The organism is Achromobacter sp. NPDC058515 (genome assembly GCF_042721735.1).
Classification (GTDB): domain Bacteria; phylum Pseudomonadota; class Gammaproteobacteria; order Burkholderiales; family Burkholderiaceae_B; genus Achromobacter.
The window spans coordinates 259,843-279,153 of sequence record NZ_JBHXNI010000006.1; the positions used below are offsets into that span (position 1 = coordinate 259,843).

General features: G+C 68.8%; 19 protein-coding genes. 10 read left to right on the plus strand and 9 right to left on the minus strand.

Annotated elements, in window-relative coordinates:
- The first annotated feature begins 6 nt into the window (after positions 1-6).
- The 6 genes from ACFWP0_RS13570 to ACFWP0_RS13595 are packed head-to-tail and all read left to right on the plus strand — an operon-like array spanning position 7 to position 5,374.
- Positions 7-912 (plus strand): branched-chain amino acid ABC transporter permease, encoded by a 906-nt coding sequence (locus tag ACFWP0_RS13570; RefSeq protein WP_377842693.1) that lies wholly within the window; start codon positions 7-9, stop codon positions 910-912.
- Positions 912-1,868: a branched-chain amino acid ABC transporter permease gene (locus tag ACFWP0_RS13575; protein WP_377842694.1), complete on the plus strand. Its 957-nt coding sequence runs from the start codon at positions 912-914 to the stop codon at positions 1,866-1,868. The genes ACFWP0_RS13570 and ACFWP0_RS13575 overlap by 1 nt, the downstream gene beginning before the upstream one ends.
- On the plus strand, positions 1,865-2,620 hold the full coding sequence (locus tag ACFWP0_RS13580; protein WP_377842696.1) for an ABC transporter ATP-binding protein: 756 nt from the start codon (positions 1,865-1,867) through the stop codon (positions 2,618-2,620). The genes ACFWP0_RS13575 and ACFWP0_RS13580 overlap by 4 nt, the downstream gene beginning before the upstream one ends.
- A complete protein-coding gene (locus ACFWP0_RS13585; RefSeq protein ID WP_377842698.1) occupies positions 2,617-3,375 on the plus strand; it encodes an ATP-binding cassette domain-containing protein in 759 nt (252 codons plus the stop codon). The genes ACFWP0_RS13580 and ACFWP0_RS13585 overlap by 4 nt, the downstream gene beginning before the upstream one ends.
- Positions 3,372-4,604 carry a CaiB/BaiF CoA transferase family protein gene (locus ACFWP0_RS13590; RefSeq protein ID WP_377842700.1) on the plus strand — a complete coding sequence of 411 codons (1,233 nt, stop codon included), beginning with the start codon at positions 3,372-3,374 and terminating at the stop codon, positions 4,602-4,604. Before ACFWP0_RS13585 ends, ACFWP0_RS13590 begins: the two co-directional genes overlap by 4 nt.
- Entirely contained in the window at positions 4,604-5,374 is a 771-nt protein-coding gene (locus ACFWP0_RS13595) for an enoyl-CoA hydratase/isomerase family protein (RefSeq protein ID WP_377842702.1), read from the plus strand. The genes ACFWP0_RS13590 and ACFWP0_RS13595 overlap by 1 nt, the downstream gene beginning before the upstream one ends.
- Here ACFWP0_RS13595 and ACFWP0_RS13600 read toward each other — a convergent pair.
- Positions 5,347-6,141: an APH(3')-II family aminoglycoside O-phosphotransferase gene (locus ACFWP0_RS13600; RefSeq protein WP_377842703.1), complete on the minus strand. Its 795-nt coding sequence runs from the start codon at positions 6,139-6,141 to the stop codon at positions 5,347-5,349. The genes ACFWP0_RS13595 and ACFWP0_RS13600 overlap by 28 nt on opposite strands.
- Positions 6,142-6,330: 189 nt before the next feature.
- Here ACFWP0_RS13600 and ACFWP0_RS13605 point away from each other — a divergent pair, with 189 nt between their 5' ends.
- Positions 6,331-7,605, plus strand: coding sequence for a hypothetical protein (locus ACFWP0_RS13605; protein ID WP_377842705.1), 1,275 nt, complete (start codon positions 6,331-6,333; stop codon positions 7,603-7,605).
- A 1-nt stretch (position 7,606) separates the two neighbouring features.
- Here ACFWP0_RS13605 and ACFWP0_RS13610 read toward each other — a convergent pair whose 3' ends face one another.
- From ACFWP0_RS13610 to ACFWP0_RS13645, 8 genes are all read right to left on the minus strand, one after another.
- Positions 7,607-8,173, minus strand: a complete 567-nt coding sequence (locus ACFWP0_RS13610; protein ID WP_377842706.1) for a hypothetical protein — start codon at positions 8,171-8,173, stop codon at positions 7,607-7,609.
- Complete coding sequence (locus tag ACFWP0_RS13615; RefSeq protein ID WP_377842708.1) at positions 8,170-8,751, minus strand: hypothetical protein; 582 nt, start codon at positions 8,749-8,751, stop codon at positions 8,170-8,172. The genes ACFWP0_RS13610 and ACFWP0_RS13615 overlap by 4 nt, the downstream gene beginning before the upstream one ends.
- Positions 8,748-9,341, minus strand: coding sequence for a hypothetical protein (locus tag ACFWP0_RS13620; protein ID WP_377842710.1), 594 nt, complete (start codon positions 9,339-9,341; stop codon positions 8,748-8,750). The genes ACFWP0_RS13615 and ACFWP0_RS13620 overlap by 4 nt, the downstream gene beginning before the upstream one ends.
- A gap of 155 nt (positions 9,342-9,496) precedes the next feature.
- Positions 9,497-10,336: a class I fructose-bisphosphate aldolase gene (locus tag ACFWP0_RS13625; protein ID WP_377842712.1), complete on the minus strand. Its 840-nt coding sequence runs from the start codon at positions 10,334-10,336 to the stop codon at positions 9,497-9,499.
- A 17-nt stretch (positions 10,337-10,353) separates the two neighbouring features.
- Positions 10,354-11,334 (minus strand): aldo/keto reductase, encoded by a 981-nt coding sequence (locus ACFWP0_RS13630; protein WP_377842714.1) that lies wholly within the window; start codon positions 11,332-11,334, stop codon positions 10,354-10,356.
- Entirely contained in the window at positions 11,331-12,371 is a 1,041-nt protein-coding gene (locus ACFWP0_RS13635) for an ABC transporter permease (protein WP_377842716.1), read from the minus strand. Before ACFWP0_RS13635 ends, ACFWP0_RS13630 begins: the two co-directional genes overlap by 4 nt.
- Positions 12,371-13,894: a sugar ABC transporter ATP-binding protein gene (locus tag ACFWP0_RS13640; protein ID WP_377842718.1), complete on the minus strand. Its 1,524-nt coding sequence runs from the start codon at positions 13,892-13,894 to the stop codon at positions 12,371-12,373. Before ACFWP0_RS13640 ends, ACFWP0_RS13635 begins: the two co-directional genes overlap by 1 nt.
- On the minus strand, positions 13,891-14,931 hold the full coding sequence (locus ACFWP0_RS13645; RefSeq protein ID WP_377842720.1) for a substrate-binding domain-containing protein: 1,041 nt from the start codon (positions 14,929-14,931) through the stop codon (positions 13,891-13,893). Before ACFWP0_RS13645 ends, ACFWP0_RS13640 begins: the two co-directional genes overlap by 4 nt.
- 181 nt (positions 14,932-15,112) lie before the next feature.
- On the opposite strand from ACFWP0_RS13645, the gene ACFWP0_RS13650 reads away from it, so the two are divergent.
- From ACFWP0_RS13650 to ACFWP0_RS13660, 3 genes are read left to right on the plus strand one after another with little or no spacing between them, the layout of a single operon-like run.
- The gene (locus tag ACFWP0_RS13650) at positions 15,113-16,603 is read left to right on the plus strand and encodes an FGGY family carbohydrate kinase (RefSeq protein WP_377842722.1); all 1,491 of its coding nucleotides are present in this window, start codon (positions 15,113-15,115) and stop codon (positions 16,601-16,603) included.
- The gene (locus ACFWP0_RS13655) at positions 16,600-18,369 is read left to right on the plus strand and encodes a glycerol-3-phosphate dehydrogenase/oxidase (RefSeq protein WP_377842724.1); all 1,770 of its coding nucleotides are present in this window, start codon (positions 16,600-16,602) and stop codon (positions 18,367-18,369) included. Before ACFWP0_RS13650 ends, ACFWP0_RS13655 begins: the two co-directional genes overlap by 4 nt.
- Positions 18,366-19,121: a GntR family transcriptional regulator gene (locus tag ACFWP0_RS13660; protein WP_377842726.1), complete on the plus strand. Its 756-nt coding sequence runs from the start codon at positions 18,366-18,368 to the stop codon at positions 19,119-19,121. The genes ACFWP0_RS13655 and ACFWP0_RS13660 overlap by 4 nt, the downstream gene beginning before the upstream one ends.
- Positions 19,122-19,311 lie beyond the last annotated feature (190 nt).

Sequence of the window (19,311 nt, forward strand, 5' to 3'; positions counted from 1 at the left end):
CCTGTCATGGATCTCAATCTGCTCTTGCTGGCGGGCGTAGACGGCGTGTCGTACGCCAGCCTGCTCTTTCTCATCTCGCTGGGCTTGACGCTGATCTGCGGCGTGTTCGGCGTGGTCAACGTCGCGCATGGCAGTCTCTATGCCTTTGGCGGCTACAGCGCAGCCACGCTGCTGGCCTGGCTTACGCCGCATACGTCCTCGACGCCTGTCATGGTGGCGGCGCTGTTCGCGGCCGCGGCGGTGGTCGGAGGATCGCTCGGCATGCTGCTGGAGCGCGGCCTGCTGCGGCATTTCCAGGACCGCGATCCCGTCCTCCAGCTGCTCGTGACCTTCGCGGCGTTCATGGTCCTGGAAGACCTGCAGCGGATGATCTGGGGGGCTACCCCGGTCAACGCGGGCAATCTGGCCGCGCGCATGGGGACGACGGAGCTGGTCGGCGTGACCTTCATGAACTACCAGCTGCTGTTCGTGCCGGGCGTCGCGCTTGCGGCCTACGCGGCGCTGCAGTTCCTGTTGAAGCACTCGATAGCGGGCCGGCAGATCGTTGCCGTCATTCATCACAGGGAGGTCGCCACCGCCCTTGGGATCAACGCCGCGCGCGTGGGCATGCTGACCTTTGGGCTGGCCGGCGTTCTTGGAGCGCTGGGCGGCGCGCTCTCGGTTCCGCTGACTTCCTTTGTGCCGGGGCTGGGCGCGGAAATGATCGTGACGTCCTTTGCCGTGATCGCGACCGCGGGCCTGGGCCAGATCACCGGCGCGCTGGTGGCGGCCCTGCTCATCGGGCTGGCCAGGGCAATGGCGGTTTATACGCTGCCGGAGCTTGAGGTTGTCATGCCCTATCTCATGATGGTCGCGGTGCTTCTGGTTCGCCCGCATGGCCTTTTTTCCGCAGCCACGGCTCGGAGGATCTGATGCAACGCTACATTCTTGCGCCGGCTGTCGCGCTGGCTTTCCTGGCGGCGCTCGCGGCGTGCTGGCTGTGGCCGGGGCTGCGAGTGCCGGCCGTCAGTTTCCTGTGCGCCGGACTTGCCGCGCTGGGCTTGACCGTCCTGCTGCGCGCCGGCCAGGTGTCCTTTGGCCATGCGATGTATGCGGCCATCGGCGGCTATGGGACCGCGTTCGCCGCCCGGCACTTCCCCGGGGCCGACGCCCTGGTCGTCGTCGGGGCCGGCACGCTGGCCAGCGTATGCGCCGGCGCGATCGCCGCGGCGTTCGTCTCGCGCTATCGCGGCATCTTTTTCGGGATGCTCAACCTGGGCATCTCCATGGTGCTGTTCGCGCTGGCCGGCAAGCTGTATGCCTGGACGGGCGGCACGGACGGCCTGCGGTTTGAACGGCCGGCCTTCCTGGGCATGACGCTGGACCGCGGCGAATTCGAATTCGCGGTGCTGGCGCTGGCCCTGACGCTGGCCGTTTCCCTGGCCTTGCTGGTCCAGCGCTACTTCGCATCTTCCGCCGGCCAGGTGATGCTTGCGATTCGGACAAACGAAACGCGCCTGGAGTACATCGGCGTGTCGGCGCGGGCGACGCTGGCGCAAGGGTATGTCCTGTCTGCGGCGCTGGTCGGACTGTCGGGCTCGCTGCTCAGCCTGGAGCAGGGCCTGGTGACGCCGGAGAGCGGCTATTGGATCCGGTCGGGCGAGTACGTCTTCATCGCCATCCTGGGCGGGTCCGGCCATGCCATCGGCGCGTTCTTCGGGGCGGCCGTTTTCGAGGTGATCAAGCTTACGGCGGCCGTGTATTTCACCAATGCCTGGCAGTTGCTGCTGGGCTTGACGCTGATCGCCGTGATTTTCTTCGCGCCCACCGGAATCGTGGGGTGGCTGGGACAAGTCCGTACGCGCATCGCCGCTGGAGGAACCCGATGAAATCGTCCCAAGCGGAACTGCTGCGCACCGAGGGGCTGACACTGCGCTTTGGCGGCGTCAACGCGGCGGACCAGATCGACTTCGCACTGAACCACGGCGAACACCTGGCGGTGATCGGCGCAAACGGCGCTGGCAAGACCACGTTCATCAATATCTGCACCGGATACCTGAAGCCCACGAGCGGCAAGGTCTACCTCGAAGGCGTCGACATCACGCGCCACGGCCCGCGGCAGATCGCCAGGCTGGGCGTGGGCCGGTCGTTCCAGCTGCCCCAGCTGTTTCAGGACCACACGGTCCGGCAATGCCTGGAGCTGGCTTCAGCGAGCCGGCGGGGCGCGTTGTCCCGCTGGACCGCGCTGTCCCGCTCCGCCGACCAGAAGGCGGTGGCCGAAATGCTGGAACTCGTGGAACTGCAACGATATGCGGGGCAGCCGACAACCGTGCTTCCGGAAGGGCACAGGAAGCTGCTCGATGTTGCGATCGCCCTGATGCTGGAGCCCAAGCTGGTCATCATGGACGAGCCCACCAGCGGCGTCGCATCCGAGGACAAGCATGGAGTCATGCAGACGCTGATGCGGGCGCTGAAGCTGCGCAACGTCACCAGCTGGTTCGTGGAGCATGACGTGGATATTGTCCTGAAGTACGCGACGCGGGTCGCGGCATGGATAGACGGCCGCATCGCCGCCGACGGCGATCCGCGGAAGGTCTTTGCGGACCAGGTGGTCCGCCGCGAAGTGCTGGGGGTGCGATGAGTCTGCAAATCCAGGCAATGAATGTGGACCTGGCGGGGCACGCCGTGCTGCGGGGTGTCGATGTCCTGCTGGAGCCCGGACAGACCGTGGCGGTTGTCGGCAGGAATGGCGCGGGAAAGACGACGCTGCTGCGCAGCATCATGGGCCTTGTGAAGTGGAAGTCGGGCCGGCTGCTGCTCGATGGCGAGGACATCGCGCATCGTCCGGCCTCGGGCCGGGCGGCCCATGGCTTCGGGTATGCGCCCGAGGACCGGGTGATCCTGCCGACGCTGACGGTCGAGCAGAACATTACGCTGCCCTGCGATGTGCTGAGCGTGCCCGCCCGGGAAATCCGGCAGCGCCTGGATGCCGTGCTGACGAGCGTGCCGCAGCTGAAGGCGCTGCTCCCGCGCTCCGGCGCAGCGCTGTCGGGAGGGCAGGGAAAGATCGTCGCGCTTGCGCGCGCGCTGATGGTCGGCACGCGCTTCGTGCTGCTCGACGAGCCGTTCCAGGGCCTGGCGCCGGCCTTGGCGCGCCAATACGGCGATTCGCTGCGCGTGCTGCGGGTCTCTCATCCGCATCTGTGCGTGGTGGTTACCGAGTCGAATGCATCCTTGCTTGAGGATGTGCAGAGCAGGACGCTGTACATCGAGCGCGGACACGTTGGAACGGCGCTGCCCGGCGCGCATTCGTGCGCCGGCGACGCCGTGTCCGCCCCTGAATTTGAGCGCATGGAAACCATGTCCATGGGCGTCGCACCGGAGGAAACGAAGTGAATCATGATCTGGCGCAACTGCCGTTAGGCGTAGGTCCCCTGCGGGGACTGGTGGTCATCGACGTGACGCGAGTCGTGGCGGGTCCGTACTGCACGATGATGCTCGCCGACCTGGGAGCCACGGTGATCAAGATCGAGAATCCGGCCGAGCCCGACTATGTGCGGACCTTCCCGCCGTTCGTCCAGGGAACCCATGGACAGGCCAGCGCGTTCTTTGCCCAATACAACCGGCACAAGCTGGGAGTGAGCCTGGACCTGAAGTCCGAGCAGGGGCGGGCGCTGCTGCGCGAGCTTGTCGGCAAGGCCGACCTGCTGGTGGAGAACTTCCGCCCCGGAACCATGGCGCGCATGGGGCTGGACTACGAGACGCTGAAGGAAGCCAACCCCAGGCTCATCTACGTGTCGATCAGCGGCTTCGGCCAGACCGGCCCCAATGCCCGGCGTCCGGCCTATGACAACAGCGCCCAGGCGACGGGCGGCTTGTGGTCCATCAACGGCGAAAAGGGCAAGGCGCCGCTGCGCGTGGGCACGATCATCGGCGACCTGTCCGCGTCGTTCTACGCGGCCATCGCCGCGCTGGCGGCTGTCATCGACATGCGCAGCACGGGCCAGGGCCAGCTGGTGGATGTGGCCCAGCAGGATTCGGTGGTCACGCTGACGGAGCATGCCGTCGTCAACTACACCGTGGACGGGATCATCGGGGAGCCCTTGGGCAACGACCATCCCTTCGTGAAGCCCTATGGGCAATATGCCTGCAGGGACGGGTTTGTGTTCTTTGGCGCGTACACGGACAAGTTCTGGGGCGAGGCGTGCCGGCTATTCGGAGAGCCGGAGCTGACCGCCGACCCGGAGATCGCCACCATGGCCCAGCGCTTTGATCCGGAGATCTACGCAAGGCGGGTGCAGCCCATCGTCCAGGGATGGTGCGGCACGCGGACGAAGGCGGAGCTGGAAGCCATTGCCGGCGATGTCATCCCGCTGACGCCCGTCAAGACCATCGCCGAGGTGGTGGACGACCCCCACCTGAAGGCCCGCGACATGTTTGTGCCCGTCGAGGTGGACGGCGCCGAGGTCCAGGCCTTTGGGAGTCCCATGAAGCTGTCCCGCACCCCGGTGCGCGCGCAGGGATCGGCGCCGGGCTTCGGCGAACACAATGAAGTGGTGCTGAAAGGCTGGCTCGGCGTCGGCGCCGCGGACTATGACCGCTACGTGGCTGAGGGAGTCGTCTGATGAGCATCTCTTACCGCGTTGACGAGGCGATCGCGCACATCCGGTTCAACCGGCCGGAAAAGCTCAATGCGCTGACGCTGGCCATGTACGAAGAACTGGGCCAGGCATTCGTCCGGGCCCACGAGGACCCGGAGGTGCGGGTGGTCCTGCTTGGCGGCAACGGCGACAGGGCCTTTTGCGTGGGGGCCGATCTGGGCGAGTCCATTCCGGCGCTGGCGGAAGGGCGCTTCGACATATCGGAATGGGACGGCGCCCACATCAAGCAGGCGGGTTTCCATAAGCCCGTGGTGGCGGCGATCAATGGGCTGTGCCTGGGCGGCGGCTTCGAGATCATGCTGGCCGCCGACATCCGGGTAGCCGCGGACACGGCGGTCTTCGCCTTGCCCGAGGCTGCGCTTGGGTTTGTCCCGGCCGGCGGCACGCTGGTGCGGCTGGTCCGGCAGATTCCGTTCGCGCTGGCCATGGAACTGATGCTGACCGCCGAGCGCTTTCCCGCGGCCCGGCTGGCGGAAATGGGTCTTCTGAACCGCGTGGTCGCGCCCGATCAGCTTGAGTCCGCGGCGCTGGAGTATGCCCGCGCCATCGCCGGCAAAGGGCAGGTCGCCGTCTCGGTCATCAAGGAGGCGGCGCTTACGCTGGGGCATCTTTCCCTGGACGAGGCGTTCCGCCGCGAGGCCATCCTCGGGCAGCGCGCATTTACCTGCGACGAAGCGAAGGAGGGCCTGCGGCGGTTCTCCCGCGCTCAGAAGAACTCGTCCAGCAGGCAGTAGAACGCCAGGCGCTTCTCGTCCGGTTCCATGCCGTAAGCGCGAAAGAAGGGCGCTACCCATTCCTGGCCCAGGTTGCGGGCGATGCTGCGCGCGGCCAGCGCAAGATCCTGATGGCGGTCGCTGACGCCCAGGCGCCCGCAGTCGATGTAGCCCGTGAAGACGTTTTCCCGCGCCATGAAATTGGGCAGGCAGGCGTCCCCGTGGGCCACCACCAGATCATGGGCCTGGGGCTGCGTCGACAACAGCTCGGCGTAGGCGTCCTCGGCGGTGCGCCCCAGCCGTTCATCGTCGAAATCCTCCTCGTCCACGAGCCCGGCGTCCATGGCGAGCCTGGCGGCAGCCATGCGGCGGGGCAGCCGGTGATCGAAGGGGCATTGCGCGACAGGCACGCGATGCAGGGCGCGCAACGCCGCCGCCACGATGTCGATGACCCGCGAGGGCGGCAGGCGGGCGGCGCTGGCCAGATCCTGCCCGGCGATGGCGCTCATGAGCAGCCAATGGCGTTCATGTTCCGTGGCGACGTCCAGCACGACTGGCGCCGGCAGGCCGAGCCGCGCCATCCATTGCAGCCGTTCGATCTCGTCCGGCAGCTCGCATGGCGTCCCGGCGGGTTCCGACTTCAGGAACCGGTCTGGCTGGCCCGCCCGGCGGATACGGAACACCTGGGCCGCGGATTCCCCGATGGATTGCTGTTCGACGAGCGCGCCGGCGAATTCGTCGCCCCATTGGGCGGGCAGGCGCATCGTGTCGCGGGTCGGCTGTTGCATGAAGTCCATTTCTCCGTCGGGTTGCGGGTCGCTCGCGCGCCAGAGAGATTATCGCAGCGCCAGGATCTTCGTCCGCCACGGCCTGGCCCGTTGACACCCTGTGCGGAATCGTGGCGAGCCGTAACATTCAGCCCCCGGGGGCGGCATTAACATCGGCTGCTTCAATCCGCGCAATAACAGGGTGGCGAAATGCTCGAGCCCGTTCTCGCGCCATGGGCGCTCACAGGCCGGCTGTGGCTGAGGTTCTGGCCGCAATTGATGGCGCTGGTGCTGGCGGGCGCGCTGGCCCATGAGGTGCTGCTGTGGCTGGCGGTGCGAACGGGCTTTGCCAACCATCTGGCCGGACTGGCCGTGCTCACGCTGGTGGCGCTGGCCCAATTGGTTACGACGGTGGCGATGTTCCTGGTGCTTCTGCCGGGCCTGCCGGCCTTGCGCGGCGCGCAAGAAGCGGCGCGTGGCGGCGAGAGCGCGCCGCGCAGCGCAAGAGGCCGGCTGGGGCAGGCGCTGACGGTGGCCTTGCTGCCTTTCTTTGCCTATTACGCCGCCTGGGGCTTTTTGGGCGACACGGTGCGGCAGTATTCCCGCCTGGCCTACGGGCTGGATCCGCTGGGCGAGCACGGCAACGTGCTGGATGCGCTGGATTCGCGCTGGCTGCTCGCGTCGGTTGCGGTGTCGTGGCTGGTGCGCAAGGGGGCGGCGGCGGCGCGGGAACGCACCGGGCACGCAGGCTGGCAATGGCTGGTCGTGCTGTGCGAGACCAATTGGATACTGATCGGCCTCTACGTCATCAGCCGCTGGAAGGACCAGGCTTGGCAATGGCTGGTTGACCGGCGCGGCTGGGAAACGCTGTCGCAGTTCTTGCAGACCCTGTTCACGCCCATCTCCAATGCCTGGTCGGCGGGCGTGACGCCTGCGGAAATGCAGGGGCCGGGTTGGGGGGCGGCGCTGGCCAGCCTGTTCTTCTATGCGCTGCTGCCTGTCATCTGGCTGGTGATGGCTGCGCTGATCTATGGCTACGACGTGCGCGAGGACGCGGACCTGCGGCGCTATGAAAGGCTGCAGCGCCTGGGCGACCGCTATCGTTCCGTGCCGCGCTTCCTGCGCGACTTCGTCGAGCACTTCGTGGCCGGCTACCGCAAGCGCTACCTGCCGCTGGCCAATGGCGTGCGGCTGGCTTTCCATAGCGGCGCGCTGCTGCTCGTGACCCTCATCGTGGGCTATCGCCTGATCGACTGGGGGGCGGCGTGGCTGTGGTACGGCGCGGCGCGCCTGATCGGGCCGCATGACCTGGATACCTGGCAGGTGCTGGCGCACGGCGTGTCGCTTCTGTTCGGCAGCCCGTTCCGGGATTCCTCCACCGGCTTGCTGATCGAACCCTTGCGCATCTGCTTTCTGGCGGCCGTGCTGGAAAGCGCATTTGCGCCGTGGCAGACGCGGCGCGCGTCGATGGCGCAGGCGGCCTGAGTCAGCCCGCCTGGTCCGGCGGGGAGAAGCGCAGGTACGCCGGCCGCTCGCCAGCCACGGAGACCGACATCGTCCAGGGCGGGGCAGCGCCGGCCGGCACCATGAAGGCTTCCATGATGACCATGCTGGACCCGGGCGCGACGCCGCGGTGGGCGGCGGCCACGCATCCGCGGGCGGCGCCGGGCGGCAGGCGCAGCGCCGGGCCGGCGGCGGGCAGCCAGGTGCGTCCATTGCCGTCGTGCAGGGCGATCCGGCAGCCCCGCCAGCGCGCGGGGAGGTCGGCGGCCTGCACCTGCACCTTGAATGCGGCCAGGACCGCGCGCGAGCCGGGCAGCCAGCCTTTGCCGGCGGGCGGCTCCAGGACGCCGAACTGCTGCAATTGCCATTGCGCGCCGGCCAGCGGGGCCTGCTCGCCGGCCGCCACGTCGCGCGCCCGTAATTCGCGGCCTTCAAGCCAGCGGGCAGCGCTCTCGCGGCCGTTCCAGAACAAGGCCAGCGCCAGCAGCAAGGGCAGCAGCCACATGCTGCGGCGGCGCCAGCGGCGTTCGTCCGGCTGGGCGGCGTTCACGGGGCGGCCTCTGCATCCAGGTCGTATCGCGCCACGGCCGCGGGACGGCCGTCCGCGCCCACCGGAACATAGTCCAGCGCGATGCGCGCCTGAGAATCCAGGCGCGGGCCATAGCGCGGGGAGAGCAGCAGGGTGGCGCCGCGCGCCTGGTCGGGACGGATCTCGAACACGAGCCGCACCGTGCGCGGCAGGCCGGGATCCAGGGCATAGGGAGGCGTCCCGCGCGCGAGCATGAGGCGATCGGTGTGGCGGTAGGTCAGGCCATCCGGTCCCAGCCAGGCCGCCTCGCCGACGCTGGCCGACGTGTCCGTGGCGGCCAGGCGCAGCCACACGATGGCCCATACGCCGCCCGTCTCGCGCGTTTGCGAGGCGTCCAGACGCCGATAGGCCAGCTGTTGCGCGAACTGCACGCGCTGCACCGTGGCTTCGAATTGCCTTGTGCGCACGGCTTGGCCCATGGCGCCGCGTTCGACAATCGGTCCGGTCAGCGCCATGTAGCGGGGAGTGCTGCGCTGCATGCCGTACAGGACCAGCGCCGCGGCCAGCACCAGCAGCACCGAGCCCAGCCGCGCGCTCACGAGGCGGACTCCCGCGCGCCGTCCCGCGCGACCGGCAGTTCCACGCGACCCACGTTGGCCGGATTGAACCAGCCGGGGGCGCCGTACAGATTGTCGACGGGCTTGTAGGTCTTGCTTTGCACCGCGAAGGCGGCCTGCGCGGGCGCGGCGGCGGCGGGAGGCAGCATCCAGACGAAGGCCACGCGTTCGGGCAGCCCCGGCTGCAGATAGGGCATTTGCTGCGCGTCGCGCACGCCAACCACCATGGGTTTGCCCGCGCTGACGCCGGCCGGCGCGTTCCAGCGCAGCAGTCCAAGATAGTCCACACTTGATTCGGCGCTGCGGTTGGTCAGGTCTGCCTCGACCACCAGCGCCGTGGTTCCGGCTTTGACCGGCACGTCGTAGACCTTGGCCCCCGTGGTCCAGGCGCGGCGGGGCACCAGATGCCACTGGCCGGTCTGGATGGCCGCGCCGGGGCCGAACACCGGCTCGGGCGCGCGATTGACCTTGCCATATGCGGCATAGAGGGCAACGCTGGCGGCGGCGGCCAGCGAGCCGACGCCCGCCAGCAAAGCTGCGACACGGGCTTTGAACGAGTGCAGGACGCGCATCCGGGCTCCTGCCGCGCATCGGCGGCGCGGATCAAGCTTCACATCGTAGGCGCGCCGTTTCGCGGGGGAGTTATCGGGATGTTTCCAAGCGTGTCGCCCGCGTCGACGGCGCACGCATGCGCCAGGTTTTGAAACAATTGCCGGCGCGAGCCCCTTCAGCCCTCATAGATCGCCCAGGCTTCCCTTGCGCTGGCGCCCCGGTGGATCATCGCCATCAGCGCCCGCACCACCGCCGACGGATTGGCGTGCTGGTAGACATTGCGCCCGTACACCAGGCCGACCGCGCCCTGGTCCAGCAGTTCGCGGGACCGCTCGAACACTTGCCGCAGGTCCTCCCGCCCGCCGCCGCGCACCAGCACGGGACAGCGCGCCGCCTGCACCACGCGGTGGAAATCCTGCGTGTTGCTCGTGGGGTCCGCCTTGACGATGTCGGCGCCCATTTCGCGGGCAAGACGCACCAGCGTCACGATCTTTTCGGCATCGCCGTCGACCATGTAGCCGCCGCGCGCCGAATGCGGCGCCATGGCCAGGGGTTCTATCATCAGCGGCATGCCATAGCGGTCGCAGTCGGCGCGCACGCGGGCGATGTTGGAGACGCACTGGCGGAAGAGATCGGGTTCGTCCGGCAGCATGAAGAGGTTGACGACGACGCAGGCGGCGTCCATCTGGACGGCGGGCAGCACCGGGTCTTGCGTGTTTTGCAGAACCGCCCACATGACGCGATGGGTGGTGGCGTTGTAGGGATTGCCCATGTCCAGGCGCATCACGAGCGCGGGCTTGTCGCGCCCCGGGCGCTGCTGCAGCAGGTCGGCCTGGCCGTAGTTGAGCTGGATGGCGTCCGGCTGCGCCGCGGCGAGCTGCTCGATGACGGCGGGCATGTCTTCCAGCCCGTCCAGAAAGCCGGGTTCGTTGCAGACGCCGTGGTCGACGGCGATGTCCAGGCAGCGCCCGGCGTTGAGCAGGCGGTTCAGGCGCGCTTCCTTGTTGTGCGGCATGGCGGGGTCCTTGTTGTTCAGTCCAGCGTGTTGAGATGGCGGGCGGCCGCCGCATCGATGGCGGCAATGGCCGCCGGGTCCAGCGTCAGCCGCGCCGCGGCGGCGTTCTGCATGGCCTGCTGCGGCGTGCGCGCGCCGCACAGGGCGACGCTGACGCCGCCCGCGCGCGTGGTCCAGGCGATCATCAGCTGCGCGTACGAGCAGTCCAGGCGCTGCCGCAGGGGCGCTAGTTCCTCGAAGAATGCTTTCAGGCGTTCGCGGTTGGCGGCGGAGAAGCGCGGGTTGCCGGCGCGCTGGTCGTCGCCGGTGAATTGCCGCGCCGGATCGGTGGGGCCGGCCAGCAGGCCCAGCGCCAGCGAGGAATAGCCCAGCGACGCCACGCCATGTTCGCGGCACAGGGGCAGCAACGTGGATTCGATGTCGCGGTCGATCAGGCTGTAGCGCTCCTGGATGGCGTCCACCGGGCCGCAACGCAGGTACTCCGCCAGGATGTCGGGCGTGGCGTTGCTGACGCCGATGGCGCGGATCTTGCCCTGGCGCTTCAGGTCCAGCAGCGCGTCCATGGTTTCGGCGACGGGCGTGGTGCCGTCCTGCCAGTGGGTGATGTAGAGGTCGATGTAGTCCGTCCGCAGGCGGGCCAGGCTTTGTTCGGCTTCGTGGAAGATCGACTCGCGGCCCAGGTGGCGGTGCACGGGCTGGTCCGCTTCGTCAAAGAAGTGCGTGCCCAGCCGGGTGTGCCACACCAGTCCGCACTTGGTGGCGATGACGGCCTCGTGGCGGCGTCCCTTCAGGGCCTCGCCGACCAGCGTTTCGGCGTGGCCCAGGCCGTAGGCGGGCGCGGTGTCGATCAGGCGCACGCCCGCATCCAGCGATGCGCGGATGGCGGCTACCGCCGCGGCGTCGTCGTTGCCGCCCCACATCCAGCCGCCCATGGCCCACGTGCCCAGGCCCGCGGCCTCGCATTCGATGCCCGAGGCACCCAGTGTCGTGATGTTCATCGGTGTCCTTTCTTGACGTTCATGAGATGGTCGACGGTGACGGCGGCCAGCAGGATCAGGCCCTTGACCACGTCCTGCCAGTAGGGGGAGACGTCCAGCAGGATGAGCGAGCTGGTGACCACCGACAGCAGGGCCAGCCCCAGCACCGCGCCCAGCACGGTGCCGGAGCCGCCCTTCAGGCTGGCGCCGCCGATCACCACGGCGGCGATGACGTTGAGCTCCATGCCCAGGCCGAAGTTGGGCGTGGCGGCGCCAAAGCGCGCGGTGTAGACCACGCCGGCCAGGCCCGCCAGGGCGGAGCACAGCACGGTGACCCAGAACTTCACGCGGCCGGTGCGGATGCCGGAATAGAGCGCGGCCTTTTCGTTGCTGCCGGTGTAGAACACCTTGCGCAGGAGGGCCGAGCGCCGGAGCGCGAAGTCGCTGACGATGACGATGAGCGCGAAGATGAGGATGACCGCCGGAATGCCCGCGATGACGCCCTGGCCGATGAACTTGAATTGCGGCGGCAGCGAGAACAGCGATTGCGGCGTGCCCTGGGTGATGGCCAGCGACAGGCCGCGCACGATCACCATGAAGGCCAGCGACGCGATGAAATGGCTCAGCCCGATGCGCGTGACGCACAGGCCGATCAGCGCGCCGACCAGGGCGCTTGCGGCGATGGCGGCCAGGCTGGCGGACCACGGGTCCACGCCCATCAGGAACAGCTTGCCGGTGATGACCATGGCCAGGCACACGACGGAACCCACCGACAGGTCGATGCCGCCCACGATCACCAGCAGGGTCATGCCGACCACGACGATGCCTTCGATGGAGAACGACAGCAGCATCGCGCGTATGTTCTCCCAGGTCAGGAAATGCGGCGACGCGAAGCTCATGCCGATGGCGAGCAGGGCGATGATGAGCAGCAGGCCGGCTTCGCGCATGCTGGCCAGCCGGTGCCGCAGCCTGGGCTCGGAGGCCCCGGGCCTGGGCGCCAGGCCTGCGTCGGCCAACAGGGCGGCGTCGGCCGCGGGGGAGGGTTTGAGTTCGGACATCAGTTCATCTCCTCGGCGCTCAGGCCGGAGGCCAGCCGCAGCAGCCGCTCTTCGGTCATCTCGCTGGCGGCCAGCTCGCCGGCCAGCCGGCCGTCGCGTATCACCAGGGCCCGGTCGCACAGGCCGATGATTTCCGGCAGCTCGGATGAGATGACCACCACGCCCACGCCCTGGTTGGCCAGGTCCCGCAGGATGTGGTGGATCTCGGATTTGGCGCCTACGTCCACGCCGCGCGTGGGCTCGTCCATCAGCAGCACGGCCGGCTGCGTGGCCAACAGCTTGGCGATGGCCACCTTCTGCTGGTTGCCGCCGGACAGGCTGGCGGCATCGATGGCCACGCCGTCCGATTTGAGCTTGAGCCGGGCGCCCAGGTCGACGGCCAGGCGCCGCTCGGCCTGGCGGCGCAGCAGGCCGAAACGCGAGCTGATGCGGGCAAGCGCCATCGACGACACGTTCTGTTCGATGGGCAGGTCCAGGAACAGGCCCGCCGCCTTGCGGTCTTCGCTGAGGTAGGCGATGCCGTGGCGCAGCGCGTCGCCGTAGCGGCGCAGCGCCAGCGGCGCGCCGCGCAGCCGGACCGTGCCCCGGCGCGCGCGGCGCAGGCCGCAGAGCGTCTCGGCCAGTTCGCTGCGTCCGGCGCCCATCAGGCCGGAGATGCCCAGGATCTCGCCGCGCCTGAGCGTGAACGAGATGCCGTGCACGCTGACGCCGTCGGCGATGCCGTCGACTTCGAGCAGAGCCGCGGGCGGCTCGTCGCCGACGACTTGCCTGGGTGGGTAGTAGCTGCCCAGGTCGCGCCCGACCATGCTGCGCACCAGCGCATCGGGCGTGATGTCCGCGATCCGGGCGCACAGGACGTCGCGTCCGTCGCGCAGCACCGTGACGCGGTCGCTGTGCTGGAAGATCTCTGCCATGCGGTGGCTGATGTAGATGATGCCGATGCCCTGCGCCTTCAGGTCGTGCAGCACGCGGAAGAGGGCGACCGATTCCACCTCGGTGAGCGCCGCGGTGGGCTCGTCCAGGATCAGCACCTTGCAGTCCAGCGTCAGCGCCTTGGCGATCTCCACCAGCTGCTGGCTGGAAATGCCCAGTTCGTCCACGCGCAGGGCGGGGTCGATGCGCTGGCCCAGCCGCGCCAGCACCTGGGCCGCGCGCGCGTTCAGGCTGGCGTAGTCCATCCAGGCGCGCGGGCGGGCGGCGATCTCCGGCATGAAGATGTTCTCGGCCACCGTGGCGTCGCCGCACAGCGCGATTTCCTGGTGGACCAGGCCGATGCCCAGGCGCATGGCGTGGGCGGGGCCGTCGATGACGACGCGCTCGCCGTTCAGGCGCATTTCGCCTTCGTCGGGCGCGTGGATGCCGTCGATGATCTTCATCAAGGTCGATTTGCCGGCGCCGTTCTCGCCGCACAGGGCATGGATTTCGCCCCGGCGCAGCGAGAAATGCACGCCGGCCAGCGCCCGCGAGGCGCCGAAGCGCTTGGCGATGCCGTGCAGCTCCAGCAGCGGCGGGGGCGCGCTCATTCGTTGATGCCTTTCGTGCCGCGGCGGGCCAGGTACTTGTCCCAGTAGAAGTCGTCGGCGTTGGCCTTGCTGACGATGGACAGGCCGTTGTCCAGGAAGGGCACGGCCATCGGGTTGGTGCCGTTGCGCTTGGCGTCGTTCATCGGGTCGATGAGCTGCTGGTTGCGCGCCAGGAACAGCAGCATCATGCCCATGTAGCCCTGCACGCCCTGGTTCGGATTGACGGAGCCATAGACCTCGCCCGACTTGATCATGTCCAGGATCTTGGCGTTGACGTCGCAGCACAGCACCTTGATGTTCTTCTTGGTCTCGATGCTGGCTTGCGCCGCGCCCAGGGCGGAGTTGGCCTCGGGCATGAAGAGCGCGCCCAGGTTGGGGTTGGCCTGCGCCAGGCTCAGCGTGGCCTGGTAGGCCTTGTTGGGATCCTGGTTGCTGGCCGCGCGGCCCACCAGCTTCATGCCGGGGTGCTGGGTCTTCATGCGGTTGATGAAGGCGGCGATGCGGCGGTCGTGGTTGTCCTGGCCGGGGTTTTCCAGCACGGCGTAATCGCCCTTGCCGTTCAGCGCGCCCGCGATCGCGTCGGCGGCCTGCGCGCCTTCGCGCTCGTTGTCGGAGGTGACGAAGGACACGCGCTTGGAATTGGGCGAATCCGCCGCGAAGGTGACGACCGGGATGCCCATCGCGGCCGCGCGGTTGATGGGTTCGATGAACGGATCGGGGTTCATCGGGTGCAGCAGGATGCCGGCGGGCTTGCGGGCCAGTTCCTGCTCAAACGACGCGAGCTGCTTGTTGACGTCGTATTCCGGCGTGCCCGAGTAACGCGTCTTCACGCCCAGCGTGTGGCCCAGCTGCTTCATCATTTCATAGACCGGGAACCAGTATTCCACCCCGGACACCATGACGTTCATCACATAGACGTCGCCGGGCGCGCCCTTCAGGCCGGCGGCCTGGGCGCCCGGCGCGGCCTGCGCAAAGGCATGGGCTCCTGCGAGGCTGGCGCCCGCAGCGGCTACGGTCTTCAAGAATTCTCTTCTCATGTTGCGCTCCTTTTCCTCGCATTGATCCAGTGCCTGATGGCGTGGATACCGGGTGGTGGCGAGCCTGATGGGCTCGACTAGTTGTTATGACATCGAGTGAACTATATGGCAGCGGAATTATTTCTTTTACTAGGGGAAACACTGCTATGCTGCCAAAAATTTATGTAGACAATGTCATAACATGAAAACCGACATATTCCTGGGTATCGACATGGGGTCCACCGGCCTGAAGGCAGTCGCCTTCGAGGCGGGGACGGGCGCCACGCTGGCCGCCGCGGGCGGCGCGCTGCCTTATGCGCACCTGCCCGGGGGCGGCTGCGAGCTGAGCGCGGATGCCATCGAGTCCGCGCTGATGCAGGCGCTGCGCGGGGTGGCCGCGCAGCTCGGTCCGCGCGTGGCGGACATCCGGGCGCTGTGCTGCACGGGGCATGGCGCCGGGCTTTACGCGCTGGACGGGCAGGGCCGCTTGCTGGAGGGGCGGGCCGTGGCGTCGACCGACCAGCGCGCTTCGGCCCGCGCCCGGGCGGTGGCCGCGCAGTGGGGCGACGCGCTGTACCAGGAGGTCGGCTGCCGGCCCTGGTCCGGCCAGCCTAGCCTGGTGGCGGCGCAATTGTTCGACGCGCAGGCCGGCGGGTATCGCGCCATCCGTCAACTGCTGTTCGCCAAGGACTACCTGAGCCTGCTGTTGTGCGGGGAGATCGCGACCGACGCCAGCGACGCCAGCACGGCGGGTCTGCTGTCCCTGCAATCGGGCGAATGGTCGGTGCTGGCGTTCGAGGCGGCGGGCGTGTCCGACCTGATGGCGCGCGCCTTGCCGCCCATCGTGCCGGCGGGAACGGTGATCGGGCGTTTGCTGCCCGCGCGCGCCGCCGCTTGCGGGCTGCCTGTGGGATTGCCCGTGGCGATGGGCGCGATCGATCTGCTGGCGTCCCTGTCGGCGGTAGGGGCCGTGAAAAGCGGGCATGCGGTGGCGGTGTTCGGCACCTGGTGCGTCAACGCTGTCGTGGCGCCTGCCCGAGAGCCCAAACCCGAGGTCGGCGCGATTGTGCGCCATGGGCCGCCCGAGCAACGGCTTTATCTGGAGAACAGCCCGTCGTCGATGGCCAACGTGGCGTGGCTGGCGCGCACGCTGCAATTCGCGGACGCGGCGGCGGTGGTCGATTGCGCCATGTCGGCGCCGCTGGGCGCGCAAGGCCTGCGTTTCCTGCCCTTCATCAACGGCGGCGGCGTGGCCTTGGGGGCGACCGCCGGGTTCGTGGGCCTGAAGGGGCATCATGGGCGCGCGCACATGGCGCGCGCCGTGGTGGATGCGGTCGTGGCCCTGCATGCCTGGCATCTGAAGCGCCACGCCGCGCGCGGCCTGGGCGCGCCGGGACGGGTGGCCGCCCTGGGCGGCGGCGCGCGCGACCCGAGGCTGGTGCGTCTGCTGGCGGGCTTTCTGGGAGTGGCGGTGGAGCGCTGCGGCGACGACGAGACCGGCGCGCGCGGCGCGGCGGGCTACGCCGCCCGGTCGCAGGGACTGTGCGCGGACGACGCGCTGCCGGTGCGCTGCGAAACCGTGGAGCCGGAGGCCGGCGCCGCGCAGGCGCATGCCGATTTCCAGGCCGGCTTTGATGCCTTGATCGCCAGCATGGCGCCCGCGTTTGAACACCTGGCCAGGCCCGCCCGATGACGGCGCGCACCTTGCCCCATGTGCGCCCGGCTTCGCTGGCGGGCCGGCATTTTTCGACGGTGGTCGTCGGCGCCGGCATCAACGGCGTGGGCGTCTTTCGCGACCTGTCGCTGCAGGGCGTGGACTGCCTGATCGTGGACAAGGGCGACTTCGCCGCCGGCGCCAGCAGCGCGCCGTCGCGCATGATCCATGGCGGATTGCGCTACCTGGAAAGCGGCGCGTTCTCGCTGGTGGCCGAAGCCACGCGCGAGCGCAACCTGCTGCTTCGCAATGCGGCCCACCTGGTCCGCCCGTTGGAAACCGTGGTGCCGCTGTCCAGCCGCTTCGGCGGACTGCTGGGCAGCGTGCTGCGCTTTGCCGGCTTCACGGCGTCGCCCGGCGCAAGAGGCCTGTTCGTCGTGGCGCTGGGCCTGAGGCTCTACGACCGCCTGGGGCGGCGGCAGCGCGTGATGCCCGGCCACCGCATAGGCCGGGCGCCGGCGGCGGACGAAGCGCTGTTCCGCGATTCGGTGCGCTGGACGGCCACCTACTTCGACGCGTGGATCAGCCATCCCGAATGGCTGATCCTGGAATTGCTGGCCGACGCGCACGCCGACCAGCCCGCGTCCGTCGCCGCGAACTACTGCAGCGTGACCGGCTGCCGGGGCAAGGCGCTGAGCCTGCGCGACGAGATCACGGGCGACACCGTCGAAGTCACGGCCGACGTCGTGGTCAATGCCACGGGCGCATGGCTGGACCGGTCGGCCGGCGCGCTGGAAGGCGCGGGCTCGCGGGTCATGGGGACGAAGGGTTCGCACCTGATCCTGGAACATCCGGCGCTGCACGCGGCGCTGGGCGGCCGTATGGCGTACTTCGAGGCCGGCGACGGCCGGGTCTGCATCGTCTATCCCTTCATGGACCGCGTGCTGGTGGGCTCCACCGACATTCCGGTGGACGACCCGGACCTGGCGGCGACCGATCCGGCCGAGATCGATTACCTGCTCGGCGTGCTGGGCGAGGTCTTTCCGCGCCTGCGCTTCACGCGTGGGGACGTGGTCTACACTTACGTCGGCGTGCGTCCGCTGGCGCACTCGGATGCCGACAAGCCCGGACAGATTTCGCGCGATCACGCGGTCGTCGTCGACCCGCCCAACTCGCTGCGCGACGTGCCGCTGGTCTGCCTGGTCGGCGGCAAGTGGACCACCTTCCGTTCGCTGGCGGAGCTGGCCGCGAACCAGGCGCTGGCGTTGCTGGGACGCAGCCGCCTGCGTTCGACGGAGTCGCTGCCCATCGGCGGCGGCGCGGACATGCCTGCGGACGCGGCGGCGCGGGATCGCCTGATCGACGGCATCCGGGCCCGTTCCGGCCTGACGCGGGCGCGCGTTGCAGAACTGGTCGGCCGCTACGGCTCGCGCGCCGGCACGCTGGCGCAGGACTTCGCCGCGGCGGGCGATGCGCCGCTGCGGCATGCCCCGGACTATACGGCGGCCGAGATCCGCAGCCTGTGCCTGGACACCGGCGTGCGGCGCCTGGACGACCTGGCGATCCGCCGCACGCTGCTGGCGATACGCGGGCGCGTCAACGGCGCCGTGCTGTCGGAACTGGCCGACCTGGCCGCCGCCGCGCTGGGCTGGACCGCCGAGCGCCGCCGCGAAGAATGGCTGGCCTGCTCGGCAATCTTGCGCGAGCGGCATTTTGTAGACCTGTCCGCGGGCGCGGCGGCAAAGGCACCGGGCCTGGATGCCGCCTCGCCCACGGATTCGATTTCTAGCCCTATCACGACATGAGCAGCTCCATTCCTACCCTAGACGTCCTGGACCGCAACGCCGGAGCGCCGCTCTGGACGCAGTTCCGCGATGTGGTGCGCGGCAAGATCCTGCAAGGCGAACTGGCCGTGGGCGCCAAGTTGCCCACCGAGGCCGAGTTCGGCGAGCAGTACGGCATTTCCCGGATCGTGGTGCGCGAAGCGCTGGCGGACCTGGTGCGCAACGGCCTGATCTACAAGATCCGGGGGCAGGGCGCCTTCGTGTCGGCGCGCGAGCGCGACGAAGACTTCGTGTCGACGGTGCTGGGGTTCTCGGACGAAATGGCGCGCAAGGGCCGCACGGTCCGCACGCAGGTGCTGGCGCAGGACCTGCGCGCGCCGACGCAGCAGGAGGCCGCGGCGCTGGCGCTGTCGGACGGCGATATGGTCGTGGCGCTCAAGCGGCTGCGCAGCGTGGATGGCGAATTGCAGTTGCTGGTGGAAACCGCGGTGCCGGCCGACCTGGCGCCGGGCCTGCATCGCGCGCGGCTGGAGAACCGGTCGCTCTATGACCTGCTGCGCCGCCAGTACGGGCTGCGCATCGTCCGGGCGGAGCGGTGGATAGACGCCGTGGCGCCGGATGCGCAGACCTGCGAACTGCTGGGCATGGCCGGCGCGGAACCCTTGCTGCGCATCGAATCCATCGCCTACGGCGTCAACGGACGCCCGCTGGAATACTACCGGGCGCTGCACCGCTGCAAGTCGAGCCGGCTGCACGTCCAGACCACGACCTGAGCCGACGCGCAGCGGCCGGCGCCGCGCGCAAACATACAGAATCCATTCACCCGGCTGTCAGAAAAGCCCGCTTTTGCGGGCTTCTTACGTTGTCCTTAATGCAAATGACTTTCCCATGTCAAGAAATTCGAACTGATATGGTTGTTCGAGCGGATCAGATGCGTTTAAGAGCGCATAATGCGTGCACCTT

Bases quoted from the DNA above. Each gene is read 5' to 3' on its own strand.
- ACFWP0_RS13570 (WP_377842693.1), top strand. From the start codon at position 7: ATGGATCTCAATCTGCTCTTGCTGGCGGGCGTAGACGGCGTGTCGTAC.
- ACFWP0_RS13575 (WP_377842694.1), top strand. From the start codon at position 912: ATGCAACGCTACATTCTTGCGCCGGCTGTCGCGCTGGCTTTCCTGGCG.
- ACFWP0_RS13580 (WP_377842696.1), top strand. From the start codon at position 1,865: ATGAAATCGTCCCAAGCGGAACTGCTGCGCACCGAGGGGCTGACACTG.
- ACFWP0_RS13585 (WP_377842698.1), top strand. From the start codon at position 2,617: ATGAGTCTGCAAATCCAGGCAATGAATGTGGACCTGGCGGGGCACGCC.
- ACFWP0_RS13595 (WP_377842702.1), top strand. From the start codon at position 4,604: ATGAGCATCTCTTACCGCGTTGACGAGGCGATCGCGCACATCCGGTTC.
- ACFWP0_RS13600 (WP_377842703.1), bottom strand. From the start codon at position 6,141: ATGCAACAGCCGACCCGCGACACGATGCGCCTGCCCGCCCAATGGGGC.
- ACFWP0_RS13605 (WP_377842705.1), top strand. From the start codon at position 6,331: ATGCTCGAGCCCGTTCTCGCGCCATGGGCGCTCACAGGCCGGCTGTGG.
- ACFWP0_RS13620 (WP_377842710.1), bottom strand. From the start codon at position 9,341: ATGCGCGTCCTGCACTCGTTCAAAGCCCGTGTCGCAGCTTTGCTGGCG.
- ACFWP0_RS13625 (WP_377842712.1), bottom strand. From the start codon at position 10,336: ATGCCGCACAACAAGGAAGCGCGCCTGAACCGCCTGCTCAACGCCGGG.
- ACFWP0_RS13630 (WP_377842714.1), bottom strand. From the start codon at position 11,334: ATGAACATCACGACACTGGGTGCCTCGGGCATCGAATGCGAGGCCGCG.
- ACFWP0_RS13635 (WP_377842716.1), bottom strand. From the start codon at position 12,371: ATGTCCGAACTCAAACCCTCCCCCGCGGCCGACGCCGCCCTGTTGGCC.
- ACFWP0_RS13640 (WP_377842718.1), bottom strand. From the start codon at position 13,894: ATGAGCGCGCCCCCGCCGCTGCTGGAGCTGCACGGCATCGCCAAGCGC.
- ACFWP0_RS13645 (WP_377842720.1), bottom strand. From the start codon at position 14,931: ATGAGAAGAGAATTCTTGAAGACCGTAGCCGCTGCGGGCGCCAGCCTC.
- ACFWP0_RS13650 (WP_377842722.1), top strand. From the start codon at position 15,113: ATGAAAACCGACATATTCCTGGGTATCGACATGGGGTCCACCGGCCTG.
- ACFWP0_RS13655 (WP_377842724.1), top strand. From the start codon at position 16,600: ATGACGGCGCGCACCTTGCCCCATGTGCGCCCGGCTTCGCTGGCGGGC.
- ACFWP0_RS13660 (WP_377842726.1), top strand. From the start codon at position 18,366: ATGAGCAGCTCCATTCCTACCCTAGACGTCCTGGACCGCAACGCCGGA.